General features: G+C 45.0%; 9 protein-coding genes. 1 reads left to right on the top strand and 8 read right to left on the bottom strand.

Annotated features, from left to right (window positions below):
- The first annotated feature begins 37 nt into the window (after positions 1–37).
- A complete protein-coding gene (locus tag F8C76_RS01290; RefSeq protein ID WP_242502182.1) occupies positions 38–796 on the top strand; it encodes a GntR family transcriptional regulator in 759 nt (252 codons plus the stop codon).
- 4 nt (positions 797–800) lie between these two features.
- Here F8C76_RS01290 and F8C76_RS01285 read toward each other — a convergent pair whose 3' ends face one another.
- The 8 genes from F8C76_RS01285 to F8C76_RS01250 are packed head-to-tail and all read right to left on the bottom strand — an operon-like array spanning position 801 to position 19097.
- Positions 801–2036: a DUF5005 domain-containing protein gene (locus tag F8C76_RS01285; RefSeq protein ID WP_152130117.1), complete on the bottom strand. Its 1236-nt coding sequence runs from the start codon at positions 2034–2036 to the stop codon at positions 801–803.
- Between the two features lie 57 nt (positions 2037–2093).
- Positions 2094–4043 (bottom strand): sialate O-acetylesterase, encoded by a 1950-nt coding sequence (locus F8C76_RS01280; RefSeq protein WP_211372095.1) that lies wholly within the window; start codon positions 4041–4043, stop codon positions 2094–2096.
- A gap of 40 nt (positions 4044–4083) precedes the next feature.
- Positions 4084–5433: a sugar porter family MFS transporter gene (locus tag F8C76_RS01275; RefSeq protein WP_129655870.1), complete on the bottom strand. Its 1350-nt coding sequence runs from the start codon at positions 5431–5433 to the stop codon at positions 4084–4086.
- A gap of 14 nt (positions 5434–5447) precedes the next feature.
- The gene (locus F8C76_RS01270; RefSeq protein WP_152130115.1) at positions 5448–8135 is read right to left on the bottom strand and encodes an ROK family protein; all 2688 of its coding nucleotides are present in this window, start codon (positions 8133–8135) and stop codon (positions 5448–5450) included.
- A 5-nt stretch (positions 8136–8140) separates the two neighbouring features.
- Positions 8141–11635, bottom strand: coding sequence for a VCBS repeat-containing protein (locus F8C76_RS01265; protein ID WP_152130114.1), 3495 nt, complete (start codon positions 11633–11635; stop codon positions 8141–8143).
- A 43-nt stretch (positions 11636–11678) separates the two neighbouring features.
- Complete coding sequence (locus tag F8C76_RS01260; protein ID WP_152130113.1) at positions 11679–14456, bottom strand: GH92 family glycosyl hydrolase; 2778 nt, start codon at positions 14454–14456, stop codon at positions 11679–11681.
- Position 14457: 1 nt separating this feature from the next.
- Positions 14458–15957, bottom strand: a complete 1500-nt coding sequence (locus F8C76_RS01255) for a RagB/SusD family nutrient uptake outer membrane protein (protein WP_152130112.1) — start codon at positions 15955–15957, stop codon at positions 14458–14460.
- Positions 15958–15968: 11 nt separating this feature from the next.
- A complete protein-coding gene (locus F8C76_RS01250) occupies positions 15969–19097 on the bottom strand; it encodes a SusC/RagA family TonB-linked outer membrane protein (RefSeq protein WP_170283930.1) in 3129 nt (1042 codons plus the stop codon).
- Positions 19098–19108 lie beyond the last annotated feature (11 nt).

Genomic DNA, 19108 nt, shown 5'->3' with positions numbered 1-19108 from the left:
TAGGTAGTTATTAGAACAAATTTTATAAGTTTGCTTCATGTCTGAACAAAAGAACATGGACGACCTTAAGTCCCTCAGCATAGACCATGATAGCCCTGTGCCTTTACACTTGCAGGTTGAGGAGATACTTCGAGACATGATCAATGACCCGGAATATCAAAATGGAAAATTTTTGCCCAAAGAGGTAGATTTATCCAAAAGACTGGGTATTTCACGGAACACCATTCGGCAGGCCACCAACAGATTGGTCCAGGAAAAGCTTTTGATCAGAAAAAAAGGAGTCGGTACCAAAGTGGCCAAAAAACAGGTAGAGACCAAACTGTCCAATTGGGTAAGTTTCAGTCAGGAAATGCATGCCCAAGGGATTGATTTCAGAAATTATGAGATCAAGGTCTCCAAGATTATGGCCGATATGGAAATTGCCGGGGAACTGGAAATCAAGGAAGGCCAGGAAGTCTTTAAACTGGAAAGGCTCAGAGGATTGGACAATGGTCCTTTTGTGTATTTCATAAGTTACTTCCATCCCAGAATAGGCATCACGGGGAATGAGGATTTTGGACGCCATCTTTACGACATTTTGGAGCATGAATACCATACTGTCCCAGTTCTCTCCAGAGAACAGATAAGTGCCATTTTGGCCAACAAACCCCTTTCCGAAAAGTTAGGGGTACCCGTAAACTCAGCCATTCTCCAAAGAAAAAGGGTGGTCTACGATCCCGGTAACAGGCCCATAGAATACAACATTGGGTATTACCGGGCCGATCAATTCACCTATAGTATAGACATTAAACGTTGAGACCCTATTCCAAAGGAATCTCAAGGAATCGTGGTCGATAAAGATTTGGGTCTTTTAAAATATCCGCCCAAAAATCGAATGAATTTACATTATAGCTGGCCAACAGACTTCCCGGTTTGGAAAGATGCGGATAAGCCTTGGCGTTATAGGTGAAATACGTTTTGTTCGTGTCATTTTCAGTGGTCTTATACACTATTTCAGGTTCTCCAAACGGTCCTACAAGGGACTCTCCAACTTGTATGGCTACTTCCGGCCCCATGGTATAGCGCTGGTAGGTGAGTATGATACTTCCGTCCGATAATGGGGAAACACTCATTTCATTGGAAACATCCCGGGCAATCAATGCAGCATCCGCCATATTGGCTACCCAATCGGACCCATTCCAGAATTTCCATTGCCCAAACTTGACAAAATCCTTGGGCAAGGCCCTGGCCACCAGCAGTCCCTTTGTCCCATCTTGATTAGATACCGCATAAGTGTAGATATAACCATCAGGGTTTGGTGCCCCTGCCGATTCTGTATTCACGTAAATAGCGCTACCAAATGAGGTTTGGGTCTCCGAATCAAAAAATGGGGTCTCCAATTGCTTATGATCTGTATATGGGGGCTGACTGTTCTCCGGAATCTGTAATAGGTTCACCCCAACCTGCTCAAATGTGAATCCTCCAATCCCGGCAGTGTCCTTTTCCCGTACAGGATATGCAAAAATATATAGATTGCCATCCCCTTCCGTATTGACAAAACCATCCCCCAACCAATAGTAATCATGGGGTCTTGCGTTCGGCGTATTGGGTTTGAAAAGTCCCTCAGCCTTACCTTCTGTTGTTTCTTTCCAATGAAACGTAATTTTTTCCGAATCCGGTTCTTTTCCTTTCAGGATTCCCACCGAGTTATTGATCATCAAAAAATCGTCTGGCAAGAGGGTTTCCCCGTCATGATGACCAATCATGGTATCCCCAAAAGTAAAAAGGGTCACCGTGCCATCTGTTGCTGGGATAAACTCCTTGCCATCCATTGGAATCCCAAAAATACCATCTCCTCCAAACCACCCTTCATTTTTAATGAAGAGTTGGCTCCACGCTGTTGATTTCTCCGCCATACCAACATTTACTTCTGCTCTATTCTCCTCTTGGTTCTCCTTTGTTTCCTTTTTATCCATGCAGGAGGCGCACAACAATGCAATCGCTGCAATGCCCATTACTTGTTGACTCAAGGAATAAATTGATTTTATGTATTTCATATATCTTCATTTTAGGTATCAAGACCTATTGTTTACTGATTCTACAACAACCCACTGCTAAAATGCATGGGGATCGTATTGGTATGTATTCTTTGCTGTACTCAACTCAAAATCATCGGTTCTAAAAGGAAAGGCTGGAAGCCCATCCCCATTCACCAAATCCAATGGTCCCGGGTTATCGGACCACGCATACCTGACATACATTGGTTTTTTGATATCTTCGTGATATACCTCTACTTGGGTATCATTCAAAACCTTGGCTTTGGCCCAATAGAACTTTCCATCCGCTCCAGCAATGGCAAAACCTCTTACATAACCATATTTGTCCGTACTCTTTATTGGGCTACCATAAGTCTCAAAATCGATGGTGATGGATGAATCCGACCGGATACTATTTTTATAAACAGGGCCTTTTCCCAAGGTTTTACCATAGGCATAATGCCTTGCCAATAGGGCCAATCGCCTTCCCACCTCTTTTTTATTGTAAGGATGGATATCATTGGCATCCCCAATATCGATTGCGGTCACAATGTCCACATTCTCCAGAGTGGTGGCCTTCATTTGGGACTCCCGTAATTCGGCCCACTGACTATTCTTTGGTTGAGTATCTTCTTGTCTATAGTTTGCCAATTGAACCACTAGAAAAGGCATTTGGGGATTGTTCCATTGCTTACGCCAATCTTGGATCATGGCCTGCAATAGTGAACCATATTCCACGGCCCTGGATTCATTGGATTCCCCTTGGTACCAGATCACCCCGGTTATGGGTAGTTTGTGCAATGGTGCTATACTGGCATTGTACAGGAGCATGGGATGCGAAAATGGACTGCCATTGGCCACTTCCGGTTGTGGAAACCGATTATGATCTATACTCACCCCCTTTTTATATTTCCAAGTCCCATTAAGAATGGAATTGCCCCAAAAAGCATTGGTGTAGATTCCTCCTTTCCCGCCGACATCAAAGACACGTACCGTGAGTACATTTCCTTTCTCACGAAGAATTTCCTTTGGTGCGGAATAATTCCTGAAATTACTTTTCCCAAAAGACTCCCCTATTTGTACCCCGTTGACCCATACCCTATCGTAATCATCAATTTGGTTAAGAACGATACTGACATCTTTTTTCAATTGAATGGAATCCAAATCAAAGGTTCGCTTGAACCACATGCTACCATCATGCGAAGCGTATCCAAAATCATCCCAGAAAGCAGGCAGGGTACATTCTTCCCAATTGGAATAATCATAGCCTTCCTTGTACCATTTCTCTTCAATACCAGGCCCTTTTAAATAATACTTCTCATCCCATTTCTTTCTGAATTTTGCCAACTCAGCATCCAAGGTTTTAAAGCTTTTGTTGATTTTACCAATCTTTTGCGTAACCTCATCAAACTGTGGAAATGTCTTGAGGACATCCATTCCCATCCAGGTTTCAATGGCCGTAGCTCCCAAATTGCTACTGATAAGGCCTATGGGAACTTCTTGTTCCCCAACGAGGTCTTTCCCAAAAAAATAACCGACGGCACTGAAGTTCCGGGCAACTTCCTTGGACACTTCCTGCCATACGGCATTGGATACATTTTTCCTGGGAAGATAATCCCGGTCTACCCATACCGAACACAACCTAAGGTTGGGGGAATCATAGTTGTCATTCGGGGTTTCCTTATACTGCAGCATATTCAGGGTGTACTGCATGTTGGATTGACCTGCACACAGCCATAAGTCACCGACCAATAGGTTGTCCAAGGTCAATTCCCTCCCTTGATCATCTTCAATTTGAAGGACGAAAGGTCCTCCGGCAGCCATGGGTTGCAGATTCACTTTCCAAACTCCATTTTTATCCGCTTTTGCCGTATGTCTTTGGCTTCCAATGGTAATGGTCAATGTAGTCCTTGGTTCTGCCTTCCCTTCAATAGGAATTTGCTTATTCCTAGGCAATACCATATGGGAAGAAAAAATTGGGGGCAACTCTATCTGACCACATACCAACATGGGCAGAAGCGTCACCATAAACCATAAGATCTTTGAACACATTTTCATAATGACCTATTTATTTCTTCCATCCCATTTCAATTTCTTCCAAGGTCTTGCCCTTGGTTTCCGGAATCATCCTATACGTGAATACCCATAGGAAAATGGCGTTTATCATGAACAACCAAAACGTATAGGAGGGACCAAGATCACTCAACAATACGGGTGTGAACTGTGATATGAGCATAACCCCTACCCATAGGACCATGATGCATATGGACATGGCCACACCCCGCACTTTTGTTGGAAAAATTTCTGCAATCAACACCCAGGGAATAGGTCCTAAAGAAGATGCAAAACAGGCCACAAATCCCAAAATGAAAATCAACAGCCAAGGTCCTCCAAGGGCATCAAACTGATATAAGCCCCCAATAACCAACAGGCAAACAATCATTCCCAGAATTCCCCATAGCAATAGTTTTTTCCGCCCCGCCTTGTCGATGTATTTGATCGCCACAAAGGTGAAAATTGAATTGATCACTCCTATCAGAACGGTCTGCATAAGGGCTGAATCCACCCCAAAACCTGCAGATTTCAATATTTCAGGGGCGTAGTACATGATGGCGTTGATACCCGTAATCTGTGAAAAAAGAGCCAAAATCACCCCAATAATGATTGCAGTACGGAACCCTTTTTCAAAGAGTTCGGATAATCTACCTTTTTCCTGTTGCAAGGCTTTCTGGATGTCTTGATGGATTTCAATGGCTTTCTCCTTGGGATTCAGCTTTTCCAAAATACGAAGGGCTTCCGCATTGTTCCCGTTCTTGGACAACCAACGAGGGCTTTCCGGAACCAAGAACAGGGCACCCAAAAACAATAGGGCAGGCAAAGCCTCTGACCCCAACATATAGCGCCATCCATATGCAACGTTCCAAGCTTCATCCCCTGCTTGCGCCACCAAATAATTGCAGAAATACACAATGATGATTCCCAAGACTATCCCCAATTGATATAGGGAGACCAAGGACCCTCTTTTTTCCGCCGGCGAAATTTCCGATATATATAACGGAGACAGCATGGAAGCCGCTCCAACACCTACACCTCCAATAATGCGCGCAATGACCAAAAGGGTGAAACTTGGTGCCAGTAGACACCCTATGGCTGATATGGCAAACAACAGAGCTGTTATGATCAAGGCCTTTTTCCGACCAACCCGGTCAGCCACATAACCAGCGGTCAGGGCACCTATAATGCAACCCAAAATGGCACTGGATACAGCCCAACCTTTTAGTGAAGGGGTCAGTGAAAATTTGGTTTCCATAAAACCGATGGCACCCGATATCACAGCTGTGTCATAACCAAATAAAAAACCTCCCAATGCGCCAATGGCGGTAATCTTGAACAGGTAGTTGTTTTTTTGTGCTTCCATGCTTTAGTCAATGATTAAAATCCGGTTTTACAGAATTCTGGTTTTACATTGGATTGGATCACTTTTGCCTCTCCTTTGCCCAAATTCTCAATCGTGTAACGCCCTACCGCAGCGGGGACCACAAAGGTTTCGGCATAATGGATATCCATACTCCTGTTTTGGGCCACCACCCGTATCTTTGTCCCCTCCACCAAGTTAAGGATATGGCATTGTTCTTCCGTATCAATGATCATTTTGTCAGTGAACTCAAATCTATGGATTTCATAAAAATGCTTTGAATGGGTTGGCAATTTCACCTTCTTCCAATGGTCACCGGATTGTACCACTTGTGGTTTGGAAATATACTCTACTTCTACCCTATCCCCTTGGCACTCCATGTTCAGGTTGGCCACACCACGCTCAATATTCAGTGGCCTTGGCTTTCCATCCAGATCCATGCGCATCCAATCATACATCTTAAACGTAAAGATGTAAGGTGTACTACTGATTTCCAGTACTAGGTTCCCGATGCCGGAACAATGCACGGTTCCATTTGGGATAAGAAAAAGATCGTGCTTTTTGGCATCGAACGTCTGTACATATTTTTCAACTGGCATGGGCTTCACTTGGGCATGGCTCTGCTCCAAGGCCTCTTGGAATTCCTCTTTTTGCACCCCTTCCTTAAAGCCGAGATACACCTGGGCACCGGCCTCGGCATCCAAAATATAATAGGTTTCATCCTGGGTAAAGTTTTCCCCGAAATTTTCCCGCATGTATTCCAAAGTGGGATGGCACTGCACGGATAGGTTCTGTCCATTCACCGTATCCAAATAATCGAACCGTATGGGGAAATCCGTCCCAAAAATATCTGCCGCTTTGCCCAAAATGGCCTGATTATCCTGAAACATCAAAAAATCAAAGGAAATCTCCAATCGGGCACCGTTGTTTGAAATAACAATCCCATTTTCTGGCGCAATGAGTTCAAAGGACCATGCATAGTTGGGCACATTTTGCGCCAGTCCTTCAATTTTTTCCTTCATCCAATCCCCTCCCCAAATCCCGGGTGAGAACCAAGGTCTTGGCCTAAAGGCATGGGCAGACATTTCCTGAAGCGCTTTTCGCAAGGTATCTCCCGAACACCATGATACATCACCTTCAAACTGCCCGTCCACAACATAATCCATATCCTTTAATAATTGGTGTTTATGCTTATTCAGGACCGGCCAATCAATAAAGTACATACGCTTGTATTGATGCTTTTTATCTGCCACCATGATATTGCCCAAATTGGCAACTTGCCCTGCCCTGGAACGAAATTGTATCTCATTCTTTGGGATATCCATATAAACAATGGTCCCTTTCCAACCACTTAAGGCTGCTCCCGGCCCATAGATAATATTGAGGACACCCTCCTCTGGTATGATAGATCGCAATTTTTCCTCATCGAAAAATTCTTTTAGATCTCCGGGAAATATCTTTCCAAAAACAGGGTCGTCTCCCCCCAAATAGGGTGCAACCATTTCCTCTATGGCCGAAACTTCCTTGTATGCCGAAGCCATATCATAGTTGATATGTTTTACGTTTTTCTTTTGCAGTTCGCTGGACAATCGTGCCATAAATTCTTTCCAGTATGCGCCCATATAACCGTCTATGAGAACACATCCTGTTTTGGGAAGTTCATCCACGAGGCTCTCCACGCCCATGGAAACAGTCCCCATGGAAATCTCAAAAGAGGGGTACACCATATAGCCTTCACCTGTTCTTGACCCATCTGCCTGCATTGGCATCACATACTGCTCCGTGTTTCTTTTTGTGCTCAATTTATTCTGTTTAATGGTTAAATGTATAACGGCACCCAAAATGGCCGCATGGGCCGTGCCTTTTGTAATATGAATATTGGGGAGGACCGGGAAACAAGCTTCAAAAGCTTGGCTGAAAAGGTGATAGCTCTTGGATATGCTTCCTCCAATAACAAGGGCATCTGGTTTGAACTCTTCCGAAAGAGAAGTCATCACTTCACCCAAATGCTGTCCGTATTGTTCAAAGATTCCCTTGGCCTTTTCCAAGGTTTCCGCTTGTTCGGCAATTTCCTTCACATTGTCCACAGTGATTCCTGTGGTCTTGGTAAAAGTTTCCAAAAACCATTGGGTGGAAATCCAATCCTCCACTCTTTTGCTTTTAAAGGGAAGGTTATACATATTGCCGTCATGGGGTATGTTGGCATGTTCGGTGACCACATTTCCGTCAATGACAAAGCCCGAGCCTATTCCCGTGCCCAAGGTCACCCCAAAAACCCTTCCTTTATCCAGATTGTTGGTATAGGCCTCCCCTAGGACAAAACTGTCCGCATCGTTGATAAAGGCAATGTTCCCGGAGGACGCCAAAGTATCTTGTAAATGAGCCCAAAGAAAGAGCTTCAAGTTGACCCCAAACAATGCGTCGTATTTGTTGAGTCCACGGATATGGGAAACCCCATTGGTATAGTCAAATGGACCGGGAACGGAAAGGCCAATGCCATTAATTGGCTTTTGGAACTTTTTAATGGATCCCTTGATGGCAGAAACCAATTGGTCCAAAAAATCCTGTGCTGGCAAATCACTGTCCACAGGATAACGTTCCACCGTTTCCACAAGCAAGCCCATTTGTGAGGCATCCACCACACCAAGGGCAAAATGGCTACCTCCTATATCAATCCCCAGATAATATTTGTTTTGGTCCTGCATGGACTTTAATTCTGTTTTGTGTTAAACTCAATCTTGGCATTCTTGGGCAATTGCACCTTTCTAGTGGATTGGGATAAATACCCCTCGCCATTATAGAATTCCATTTTTCGTTGTTTTCCATTTTCCAAGGTGATGATGCCCGATTGCGCATCTTGCGGGACCATTATCAGGTTTTCCAAACCTTGATTGGTGCGGTGTATCCTAAGGCTATCATTATTGATGGAGGAAACCAACAGTTCCCCCTCTTTCCCGAGTACCCGGACCAAAGCGCGGGCATTCCCATTGACCATAAAACCGGTATTTTTATGATTCTTCGGTTTGAAGTTTCCTTCGCCATCCCCTTTTAAGACAAGTCCCAAAAAGGCATCGTTTTGTCCATAACCTACTTCGTATTCGTAAAAGTTGCCAATTAGGATAACATCCAAGTTACCATCCAAGTCAATATCTGTGATGGTGGTACCCATAATCGGGGCCCATTGGGCCTCCATGGGCAAGGGTTTTATATTGAACTTGCCTTCCCCCAGGTTTTCAACATATATGCTCTCCAATTGCTCCATTGTTCTTTTGATGGGATTCCCGGCCATATTGTTCTGAAGGATTTCTTCAATCTGGACATCGGCGTAAGAACGGTAGTTCTTGTATTTACTTTTTATGGAAGCCATTTGTTCGGCTAACAGGTCCCTGGATGCCAATGGATAGCTCATCATAATTCCATCGGGACTTAGACCGTATTGGGTCATCAAGGGGTCCACTCTGCCATCTTTGTCAAAATCCCCAACATGCAATTCCATGGGGTATTCCTCCGAAGCGTTATACACGCTGTTGGTCCCTTGATTTCCGATGATGTAGTCCGTATCCCCATCATTGTCAAAATCCCCGCCATTGATGCTGTTCCACCAACCGGATGAACTGGGCAACACAACCTTTTGAAAACTTCCTTTTTGGTTTTTGTACAGGGTTACCGGCATCCACTTCCCTACAACCAATAGATCTATCCAACCGTCATTGTCCACATCCGTCCAAAGAGCCGCGGAAACCATCCCCAATTCCTGTTCGCCCAATTTTGAATGGGTAACATCGGTAAACTTCCCTTGATTATTTTCCAATACATAACTTTTGGGGGCCAAACCATAACTTCCGGGAACAACCATTCCACCTACAAAAAGGTCCAAATCCCCGTCTTGGTCATAATCCGAAGCAACCACACAGCCTCCACTCGTGTTCATGTTGGGCAAAGCATCTTCGGCCATGGTTAAATTCCCCTGACCATCGTTTATATACAGTCTATCCTGATAATGTCTTGGCTTCATCAGTGAGAATTCCGACCCTCCACTGACCACATATAAGTCATTATCTCCATCGCTGTCCGCATCAAACCATATCGCCCCCGCATCTTCATGCTCTGCATTACTTTCAAAGGTTTTATTTTCAAAGCGTCCCTCTTTGCGTTGGATATACAGCTGCCCTGAAAAACCATGCGAGCCTCCAATGAAAAGGTCATCCAAACCATCCCCATTGGCATCGGCAACCGCAAGGGAAGGTCCATTGCTGGAAAATTTTTGTGGAATGAGCGGCTCTATATCAAAATCAGAAAAAGGAATTTCTTGATGTTCAAAAGGGATGATCCCATCAGTCTTGAAAAACATTTGTTGTTTTTCTACGGTACGAATCGACTCAGATACCTCAGAAGCATCGGTATACTGAAGGGTTAAAATGGTGTCCATGGCTACACTCGCATAGGACTTTCGCTTTCCATCTGGCCAAGCCACCACAAGACTATCCACGCTTTGGTCCTTCTGAAATGCAAAATACAGTGAGGGTGCAACGCTGGATTGAAATCCTCTGGTGGTATAATTCTCTGAAAACTGAACCTCACTGCCTGTATAGGCCCATACTTTTGCCCCTATTCCTTTTGGATTGGACTGTGGCCCGTTAAAATTAAGTTTTAGGGAATGTCCCCCATTATTTTTGCTGTGGGAAGAGGTGTTCTCCAGTACAGTGGCTTTCTCATTGATATTGTTGGTGACAATATCCAGGTCTCCATCATTGTCCAGATCCGCGTACGCGGCCCCATTTGAAAAGCCAGGAGATTCAGGGACCCATGTGGACGAAGTATTGGTGAACTCCAATCCCCCATTGTTCCTGTAAAAATAGTTCTGGAGCTTTACTTCGGGCAGTCTGTTGATACTGGCCAAGTATATACTGTCCGCTTCCTCCCTGGTCCTAAACTTGAATTGCTTTCTGCGATACACGATGAAGTCCAAATCGGTCATATCCTTGAGGTAGCCCGTGGTGATGAACATATCCTTTAGACCATCCTGATCATAATCAGCCATCAATCCACCCCAACTCCAATCCGTACTGCTAATCCCCATGAGTTGGCCCACCTCACTGAACGGTGCTTGAGGCCCATTGTTCAATTGGAAGGTGTTTCGCATGTATTGGGGTTGATAGCCTACACTTTTGCTGAATTCAAAAAGGTTGTGGTTGGGTTTGTTCAGCATCAGTTTTCTACGGCGATTATCCGAAGGCAGCATATCCAATACCAAAACATCGGTTAGACCGTCATTGTTTATATCAGCAATGTCATTGCCCATCCCATTATGGCTTTGGTGATTGAGAAGCTCTTTGGAGCTGTCCTTAAAAGTCCCATCCCCTTGGTTGATATACAGGATGTCATTGGAAATAAAGTCGTTGGACACGTAAATGTCCGGATACCCATCTTGATTGAGGTCACTCACACCTACCCCAAGACCAAACCCTTCGATAGTGATTCCTGTTTCCTGGGAAACATCCGTAAAGACCGGATGCCCCATTGGACCGATGCCATCATTCCGATACAGTTTGTCATTGCTTTCGGATTCCCCGTTCAGTTTTCGAGGTACTGGATTGTTCATCCCGGTCATCTGGTGCATATGGTTAAGCAGATACATGTCCAGATCACCATCCCTGTCATAATCAAAAAAAGCGGATTGTGTGGAATACGAAGAATCTGCCAACCCATATTCCTGGGCCATTTCCTCGAAAGTTCCATCTCCTTGGTTGATATAGAGTAGGTTTTCTCGCTGCTCAGGGTCCAAATGTCCAGACCGGCACACATAAATGTCCAACCAACCATCCGTGTTGATATCCACCATACTCACTCCGGAAGACCATCCTTTGGACTCCAGACCTGCTTCACCGGTGATGTCCTTGAATTTTAAATCACCTTGGTTCAAATACAATTTGTTGGAAACCTGATTCCCTGTAAAGAAAAGATCGTCCCATCCATCATTATTGATGTCGCCTACTGCAACACCCCCACCATTGAAGTAGTAGATGTAGTTAAGGATATTCAAATCGTCATCCAAGGGAAGGTCATTGGAAAAATGGATTCCAGAGGCTTTGGCCGTCACGGGCTGGAAGAGATATTCCCCCCGCTTTGTACCCTCTGTGCACGACGCACCCAAAATCAAGAGTACAAAAGACCAAATCCCCAATGTTATAATCCCTTTTTTCATTGTCAATCCCTTCTTTTATGAAAGGTTCCTTTACGCTATGCGTTCAATTTTGAATTCCCCAATTGGTATTCGGTTCAGGCCCAAGTTGCAGAATAAGTTCCCCTCCCTTTTGAAAAACATCATGAGTGAACCAAAATGTTTGGAGCGGTTCATTGTTCAAAATCGCCTTTTGGATATAGCTATTCTCTTTACTGTTATCCAAGGTTTTAATGGTAAACTCCTTCCCCTCGTAATAGTTTGGGTTGAGTTTTATGGTTATCTCATCAAAAACCGGACTGGTAATTTCATATTTTGGTGTGAGGGAATTGTTCCCCGTTAGGCTAAAAAGTCCCATGGACATCAACGCACTTACGCCACTCATCTGGCCTTGATCCTCATCATGTCCGCCATAACCTTGGTCCACGGTCGTGGCACCGTAAGCCTGTTCATTCACCCTTCTCACCCAATATTGTGTAAGCCATGGTTTTTGCACATGATTAAAGACATGGGCATTGGAACAGCCCGGCTGGTTGGCGTAACTGACATATCCATCCGAATACCCAAACACAAAATCCTGAGGGGCTGCTTGCTCAAAAGCAAAGTTGAGCTTATCGGCCAAGACATCGTTCCCTCCCATAAGATTAGACAATTCCGTAATACCATGGGAAACCGACCAGGTTCCTTGCCATGCGTTGGATTCTACCCAACCCTGACCTGAGAGCAAATCTGTATGAAGCCAATTTCCCAATCTGTCTTTGGGTAGTATTAGCTTTAAGTCGGGATGGAACAATTTGGACCAGCCTTCAGCTCTCTTTGAGAAATAGGCATGATCCTTTGTCTTCCCCATCTTCTTTGCCATTTGGGAAAGCGACCAATCCTGAAAGGCCCATTCCAAAGTCTTTCCTGCATTATCCGGGCAGTAGCCGTTGGCCATATAAAACTCGAGGTCTTCTGCAGAATCGCTCATCATACCACCGGGCATGTGATTGCGTTTCATCACTTGGAAGGCATGTTTGGGATTTGTTTTTGTCATCAAATCCTTCATGTAGGTACTCACCAGCATATTTGTTGCCGGGTTTCCTGTCATGATATAGGAATACCCCCCTGCTATGGCCCCTCTGGGCAACAGTCCGCCATTATCGGCATATTGGACCAAAGACGCCGAGAAATCGTCCAAAATTTCCGGCCAGGCCAACCCCCAAACAATGTTCAGGTTCCATTGGGTGAGCCAAAGCGCATCAAAATTGTACATGTTGAACCTTGACTTGCCATCTTTGTCCTTTGGAAGGGTTCTTATTTTTAGGTCGGCTTTTGTAAAGTTTCCTTGGCGTTCTCCTTGGGTATAATCGGGATAATCCCCGCTGACGTCATTCAGGATTCTTCTTCCCAACAAAATGTGCCATAGGTCCGTGTAGAATTTTACCCGTTGTTGTTCTGTTCCACCTTTTACCTCAATTCTCCCCAGCTGCTCTTCCCACACCTTGAAGGTCTCTTCCTTATAGCGGTCAAAGTCCCAATGGGGTGCTTCGGTTTGAAGATTTTTACGGGCGTTTTCCACAGAGGTGTACGAAATGGCCACTTTCATTTGAACCTCATCCCCTGCTTTTACATCATAGGTGGCAGCAACTCCTGTAGTGGGTGCATTCCAATAACTCTGGGTAATTCCGGCAAAAACAACAGAATCCCTACGGGTCATGGTATCTGAGCCTTTTATGGTGGTAATATTGTTGAATCTTTCCTTATCCTTCCATCCTTCCAAGGTCTGGAACGGTTTATCAAATTGGATAACAAAGAACACTTTTACTTTTTCAGGTCCGCCCCAAAATCTTCCAGCTGAATCAAAGGAGCCTTCCAGTTCATTTTGGCTGACCTTCCGAACATCTGCATTGATCATGGTTGAATTCCCCAAATAGCCTCCCAAATTGGTCAATATGCTGGCCTTGTCCGCTAGGGTATACTTAAAGCGATATAGGGTAGTGCGCTTGGTACTGGTCAGTTCTGTCCAAACATGATGTTTCTTCAGATACAGACGTTGATATCCCGGCATGGCCACTTCATCGTCATGACTAAAACTGGATTTCCAACCTTGATCTCCCAAGGTAGGGTCTATGATCCCCAAGGTGGGCATAACTTGGATGCCTGAAAGGCACCAACCGTGAATCTGTCCGAAGCCCAATACTTCCGTGGAATTGTAACTGTACCCACCACCGTATTGATTTTTATTGCGGGTCACCGGTGCCGCAGCCACCATTCCCATGGGGTGTGCACCAGGAGTGAAGAAAAAATACCGGCCTTTGGCCGACTCCACAAACGGATTCACCCAATGCAAGGGATTTGTGCTATCAGTGGGCGAAGCAAACACTTCCATTTCGGATAGACCAAGGTTGAGTCCTTCCCCATCGGTGACCTCAAAGCGGACCCATTCCACTGTTTTTGTTGGGAACTCCACTTTCTTGGCATCTCCATTGTTCGGAATCGTGTTTACGCGAATCAGTGAACCATCACTAAACCTTAAAACGCCTCCAGCGGTATGTTCCTCCAGACCGGGACGATCATAAATGACAATGCTGTTGATGCTACGTGGTCTGTCCCAATCCATCTGGAGCCAAGGTAATGTATTGGCTCCCCATGCCTTACGTTCGCCAACACAGGCCCATTCCCCCTGTCCATCCAGGCGAATCAGCCCATCCATCAAATTGGAGGCTTCATTTCCTTCCAGTTGGGAAGAGACTTTCACAGTGGCTTCCTTTGCTATGTTTTCAGACGCCAAGGCCGAGAAACCACCCAAGGTCACCAGTAGCGTACAAACCACCTTGAGGGTTTTAAAAAAAGTGTTGTTCATATCAATAACCCGAATTCTGTGTCAGATTTTGGTTAATATCCCTTTCTCTTTGGGGTATGGGAAGCAGGTTATGTCTTGCTGCCACGGGAACCCCGGGCTTGGCCTCGGTAACTTTTTCTTCCAGTTTCCCAAACCTTACCAAATCGAACCAACGATGACCTTCCCAGGTAAGCTCCTTTTTTCGTTCTTCCAAAATGGCTTCCTTGAAAGCTTCGTATCCCATTGCAGATAGATCAGGAAGTATATTGCGTTCCACGCCATCGGCAAATCTTGCCCTTTCTCTTACTTCGTTGATGGCATCCAACGCTGCGGGAGTACTTCCATTGTTCTGTTCATTCAACACTTCGGCGTACATGAGCAATATATCCGCATAGCGAATAAGTTGGAGGTCATTGGCCGTATTGTTCACCAAGGGCTCTGCTACCCGGTCCCAATATTTTACGATATGGGGAGAGTCAAATTCCACCAACTCCCCGTTGATGACATCTTCGGTCATGAAGGTCACTTCTTTTCTTCTATCCTCATCATCAAAGGAATTGTACAGGGCCATGGTTGGTATCTCCAAGCCTCCACCGTTGGGTCTACCGCCATAGACACCTCCAGGGAGTGTCCTGTAGACCAAATGTCCGCCTTCCCAAAGGGTTGTGAACAAATCGGTACCCTCCAAAAAGCTTATGGCAAATAAGACTTCCTTACCGTTGTTGTTGGCAATTTTGAAAACGTCCGCGTAGTCCTCCCAAAGCCCAAATCGTCCACTGGTCATGATTTCTTCCAGTTTAGTTTTTGCCAATTGAAGGTTTTCCCCTTGTTGAAGGGCCGCTTTGGCCATGTAAGCCTTGGCCGACCAACTGGTGGGCCTGCCGTTGTCCACCCCAACCTGTTCGGAGGGAAGGCTACTTTCTGCCATGGACAGATCCTCAAAAATCTGGGTATAGACTTCCGAAATGGACGCCCTACCCAAGAAAGCACTTGAAGTAAATACTTTTTGAGGCTCCAGTTGTAATGGTACCTCGCCAAAGAAACGGACCAATTCAAAGTAGAGTAACCCTCTCAAAAAATGGGCTTCACCCAATAAGTCATCCTTGGTGTCCTCATCCATCTCAACATCCGGGATGTTAACGATGGCCATGTTGGCTGCGTTGATACCCAGATAAAGATTGGACCAAATCTCCAATGCTATGGTATTTTCCGGTGTATGGGCCATAGCTGAGAGTTGATTGTACCCATCTCCCCTATTGAAGCTGGTTTCCCCTTCATCCGACAAAAGCGCATTGGCCGTCCAATAGTTGGCAAAATATAGGCCCTTGGCATTCAACGTTTCATCAAATGTGGCCCCCAAATGCCCGTATATCCCGTTAATGGCCAATTTGGCGTCTTGTTCCGTTTGGTAAAATGTATCCTCGGTATAAAAGGTCTTCACTTCCTCTTCCAAGGCACTTTCACAACCCAAGATCAAAATCAGGGTGGCGAAGTACATTCTATAATTTTTGAATTGTTTCATGATTTTGACTTTTAAAAGTTTACGTTAAGACCCAAAAGAAATGTCCTTGAGGTAGGATATCCCCCAAAATCCGCTCCTGCACTTAGGTTGTTGTTCTGCCCCCCAAAGCTGACCTCAGGGTCCACTCCGCTATAATCGGTAAGGGTAAACAGATTCTTGCCTGTGATGTAAAACCTAAGTTTGTTGATTTTCATCCTGGACAAAAATTTGCCCGGTATGGAATACCCCAAAGTGGCGGATTTCAATCTTAAGTAAGAGCCATCCTCCACATAGTGATCGGAAAACACAATGTTCCGAGGACCATCGGCAGCCCTGGTATAGGTATTGCTGGGATTGTTCGGGGTCCATCGGTTGGAGAAGGCCTCCAACAATACATTTCCTTGACCATTTAAATTTTCAAGGTTGATTCTATTGAAGTTGGCTATTTCATTGCCATACACCCCTTGCATAAATATATTAAGATCCCAGTTGTTCCAGGTTATGGTATTGTTTATCCCAAAGGTGTATTCCGGAATGGGATTTCCGATGAAGGTTCTGTCGTTATCGGCATCAATGACCCCATCACCATTTAAATCCTTATACTTTCGCTCTCCGGGGGTGAAGGTGTCCGTTGCAAACCTTGGGGTTGTAGCAGGGTCATCATCCAATTGAACGATGCCATCGGAAACATAGCCGTAGAATGCCCCAATCTCGCCACCTTCCACAAGCAACTGCCAATTGGTAATGCCCAGAATTCCAAAGCCTGTTGGAATATTGTCCAAGCCGGCCAAATCCAAAATCTTGTTCTTGTTATAGGCCCCAGTCAGGTTAACGTCCCAATTGAACTTCCCCTTGAACATTTGTGCATTGATGCCCAATTCAATTCCTTCGTTACGTACACTTCCCGCATTGACCACACTTTGAATGTATCCGGTTTGTGAAGGTACTTGGAGGTTCAGCAACAAATCTTCCGTGTTTTTTCGGTATCCATCAATGGTGAATCCCAATCGGTCATTGAAAAAACCGAGGTCCAGACCAATATTATATTGCTCGGTGCGCTCCCATTTAAGGGCACTGTTGGCCGGTGTGCTGGGCAATTGCCCCACCACCTCATTATCATTAAAGGAATGATAGGTAGGCTTAAATGTGGATTGTGCAGAATAGGGTGCGATGGACTCGTTTCCTATGATTCCATACCCCAAACGCAGTTTTAGATAGAGTCCGGAATCTTGAAGAAAATCTTCTTCCGAAACATTCCATGCGAAAGCTCCTGATGGGAAAAATCCATATTTATTGCCATCACCAAACTTGGACGAACCATCAACCCGTGAAGTGGCCGTAAAGATGTATTTGTTGTCCAAAATGTAGTTGACCCTTCCAAAGTAGGATATCAATCTGGACTCTATGATATTGGAACTGACCCCTGGGTTCAATCCAAGTCCCAAGTTGTTGGAACCAAAATTTTCCGTTGGGAATCCCAAAGCATTCCCTGAAAGGGATTCAATGGTGAAATCTTGCCATGAAGCCCCTACCAAGGCATTCACACGATGTCTATTGCCAAAGGTATTGGTATAATTCAAAGTGGATTCCGCCAAATAGCTGGTGGCCGTATTTTTGGCCTGGGCCGCAAAAGCCCCCGGTGAATTTCCAAAATCGATTTCCTCGGTCCTAAAATAAAACTGTTCGTTGATGTTCAAGTCCACTCCCAAAGTGGTCTTCAATTGGAGATTTTTGGCCACATCCCATTTAATGGCCAAATTGTCCAATATCCTGGTGGCCTTACCCTTGCTCTCGGTCAATTTTTGATAAGCTACCGGACTTGGGAAGTTGGGAATCTGCTCTTGGATATTGCTCACGTCATTCACAAAGGTCCCATCGTCCTGAACAATGAAATTTCCTTTGGTATAATTTCCTTCAGGGTCAAAAACAGGTAACAGGGGATTAAACTGGTATGCCCCGGTTATGGCACTACTGGCCACCTCTACCCCGCCTGTGGTCTCGGTCCTGGCCGTGTTGAAATTGGTCCTGTTCAAACTCAAAGAGTTCTCAATGGACAATTTTTCCGTAGCCTTAAAATCGAGGTTTACCCGAAAATTGTACCGTTTAAAATCGGTTTCAATAACCACCCCTTCCTGGTCTAAATATGACCCGGAAACAGCATACTTGATATCTTGGTTCCCTCCCTTTATGGAAAGGTCGTGGCTTTTGGTAATGGCAGTCCTAAAAATTTCATCCTGCCAATCGGTACCCACTCCAAAAGAGGTTGGGTTTGTATAGAACCTGGGATCTCCTGAACCATTATATCTTGACTCGTTCACGTAAAAAGCAAATTGTGATGCATTGAGTACATCCAGCTTTTTTATAACCTCACTCACCCCTAAATAAGTGTCGTAATTGATTTGGGCATCCCCGTTCAATCCTCTTTTGGTGGTAATTATGATGACCCCATTGGCCCCACGGGAACCATAAATGGCGGTAGCGGAAGCATCCTTCAACACATCTATGGAGGCAATATCGTTGGCACTCAAGGTAGAAAGGGCATTGATGGAAGGCCCCTCGGCCACACCAGCGGAAAGGTTGTCGCTGTTGTTGTCCACAGGAAAACCATCGATCACGTATAAAGGTTCATTACTGGCATTGATAGAACTACTTCCTCGAATCCTGACAGAAGTGGCACCTCCAGGTTGACCCGAAGTTTGGGTCAATAACAGTCCAGATACCCTTCCCTGTACAAAATCATCGGCGGTAGTGGAACGTACTGATTCCAAATCTTCTGATTTAATCGTGGCAATAGACCCCGTAAGATCTTTCTTGGTTGTACTACCGTAACCGATGATGACCACTTCGTCCAATTCGTTCACATCCGTTTTCAGAGCTACATTGATGGTTCGTTGTCCGCCTACCGGAACTTCTTGTGAACTAAATCCCTGATAGCTGAAAACCAAGGTTACATCCCCACTCGGGACTTCCAAGGTATACTCCCCATCAAAGTTGGCGGAGGCACCAATGGCCATACCCTTCACCACTACATTGGCCCCTGGTAACGGAAGACCATCGTCCTCTCCGGTAATCACCCCTTGAATGGTAATATTTTGCGCAAAGGTCATAAGATTGCCAAGCACCAAAAAAATGACAATAAGGCCTTTTGTTCTGTTTTTCATAATCGTCATGT

The sequence above is a fragment of the Flagellimonas olearia genome (genome assembly GCF_009184425.1).
Lineage (GTDB): Bacteria > Bacteroidota > Bacteroidia > Flavobacteriales > Flavobacteriaceae > Flagellimonas > Flagellimonas olearia.
This window is presented reverse-complemented; position numbering and strand designations above follow the sequence as displayed.

What these genes read in the sequence shown, in the direction of transcription:
- F8C76_RS01270 (WP_152130115.1), bottom strand. Translation starts at nt 8,135, where the DNA reads ATGCAGGACCAAAACAAATATTATCTGGGGATTGATATAGGAGGTAGC.
- F8C76_RS01265 (WP_152130114.1), bottom strand. Translation starts at nt 11,635, where the DNA reads ATGAAAAAAGGGATTATAACATTGGGGATTTGGTCTTTTGTACTCTTG.
- F8C76_RS01255 (WP_152130112.1), bottom strand. Translation starts at nt 15,957, where the DNA reads ATGAAACAATTCAAAAATTATAGAATGTACTTCGCCACCCTGATTTTG.
- F8C76_RS01290 (WP_242502182.1), top strand. Translation starts at nt 38, where the DNA reads ATGTCTGAACAAAAGAACATGGACGACCTTAAGTCCCTCAGCATAGAC.
- F8C76_RS01275 (WP_129655870.1), bottom strand. Translation starts at nt 5,433, where the DNA reads ATGGAAGCACAAAAAAACAACTACCTGTTCAAGATTACCGCCATTGGC.
- F8C76_RS01260 (WP_152130113.1), bottom strand. Translation starts at nt 14,456, where the DNA reads ATGAACAACACTTTTTTTAAAACCCTCAAGGTGGTTTGTACGCTACTG.
- F8C76_RS01285 (WP_152130117.1), bottom strand. Translation starts at nt 2,036, where the DNA reads ATGAAATACATAAAATCAATTTATTCCTTGAGTCAACAAGTAATGGGC.
- F8C76_RS01250 (WP_170283930.1), bottom strand. Translation starts at nt 19,097, where the DNA reads ATGAAAAACAGAACAAAAGGCCTTATTGTCATTTTTTTGGTGCTTGGC.
- F8C76_RS01280 (WP_211372095.1), bottom strand. Translation starts at nt 4,043, where the DNA reads ATGGTGACGCTTCTGCCCATGTTGGTATGTGGTCAGATAGAGTTGCCC.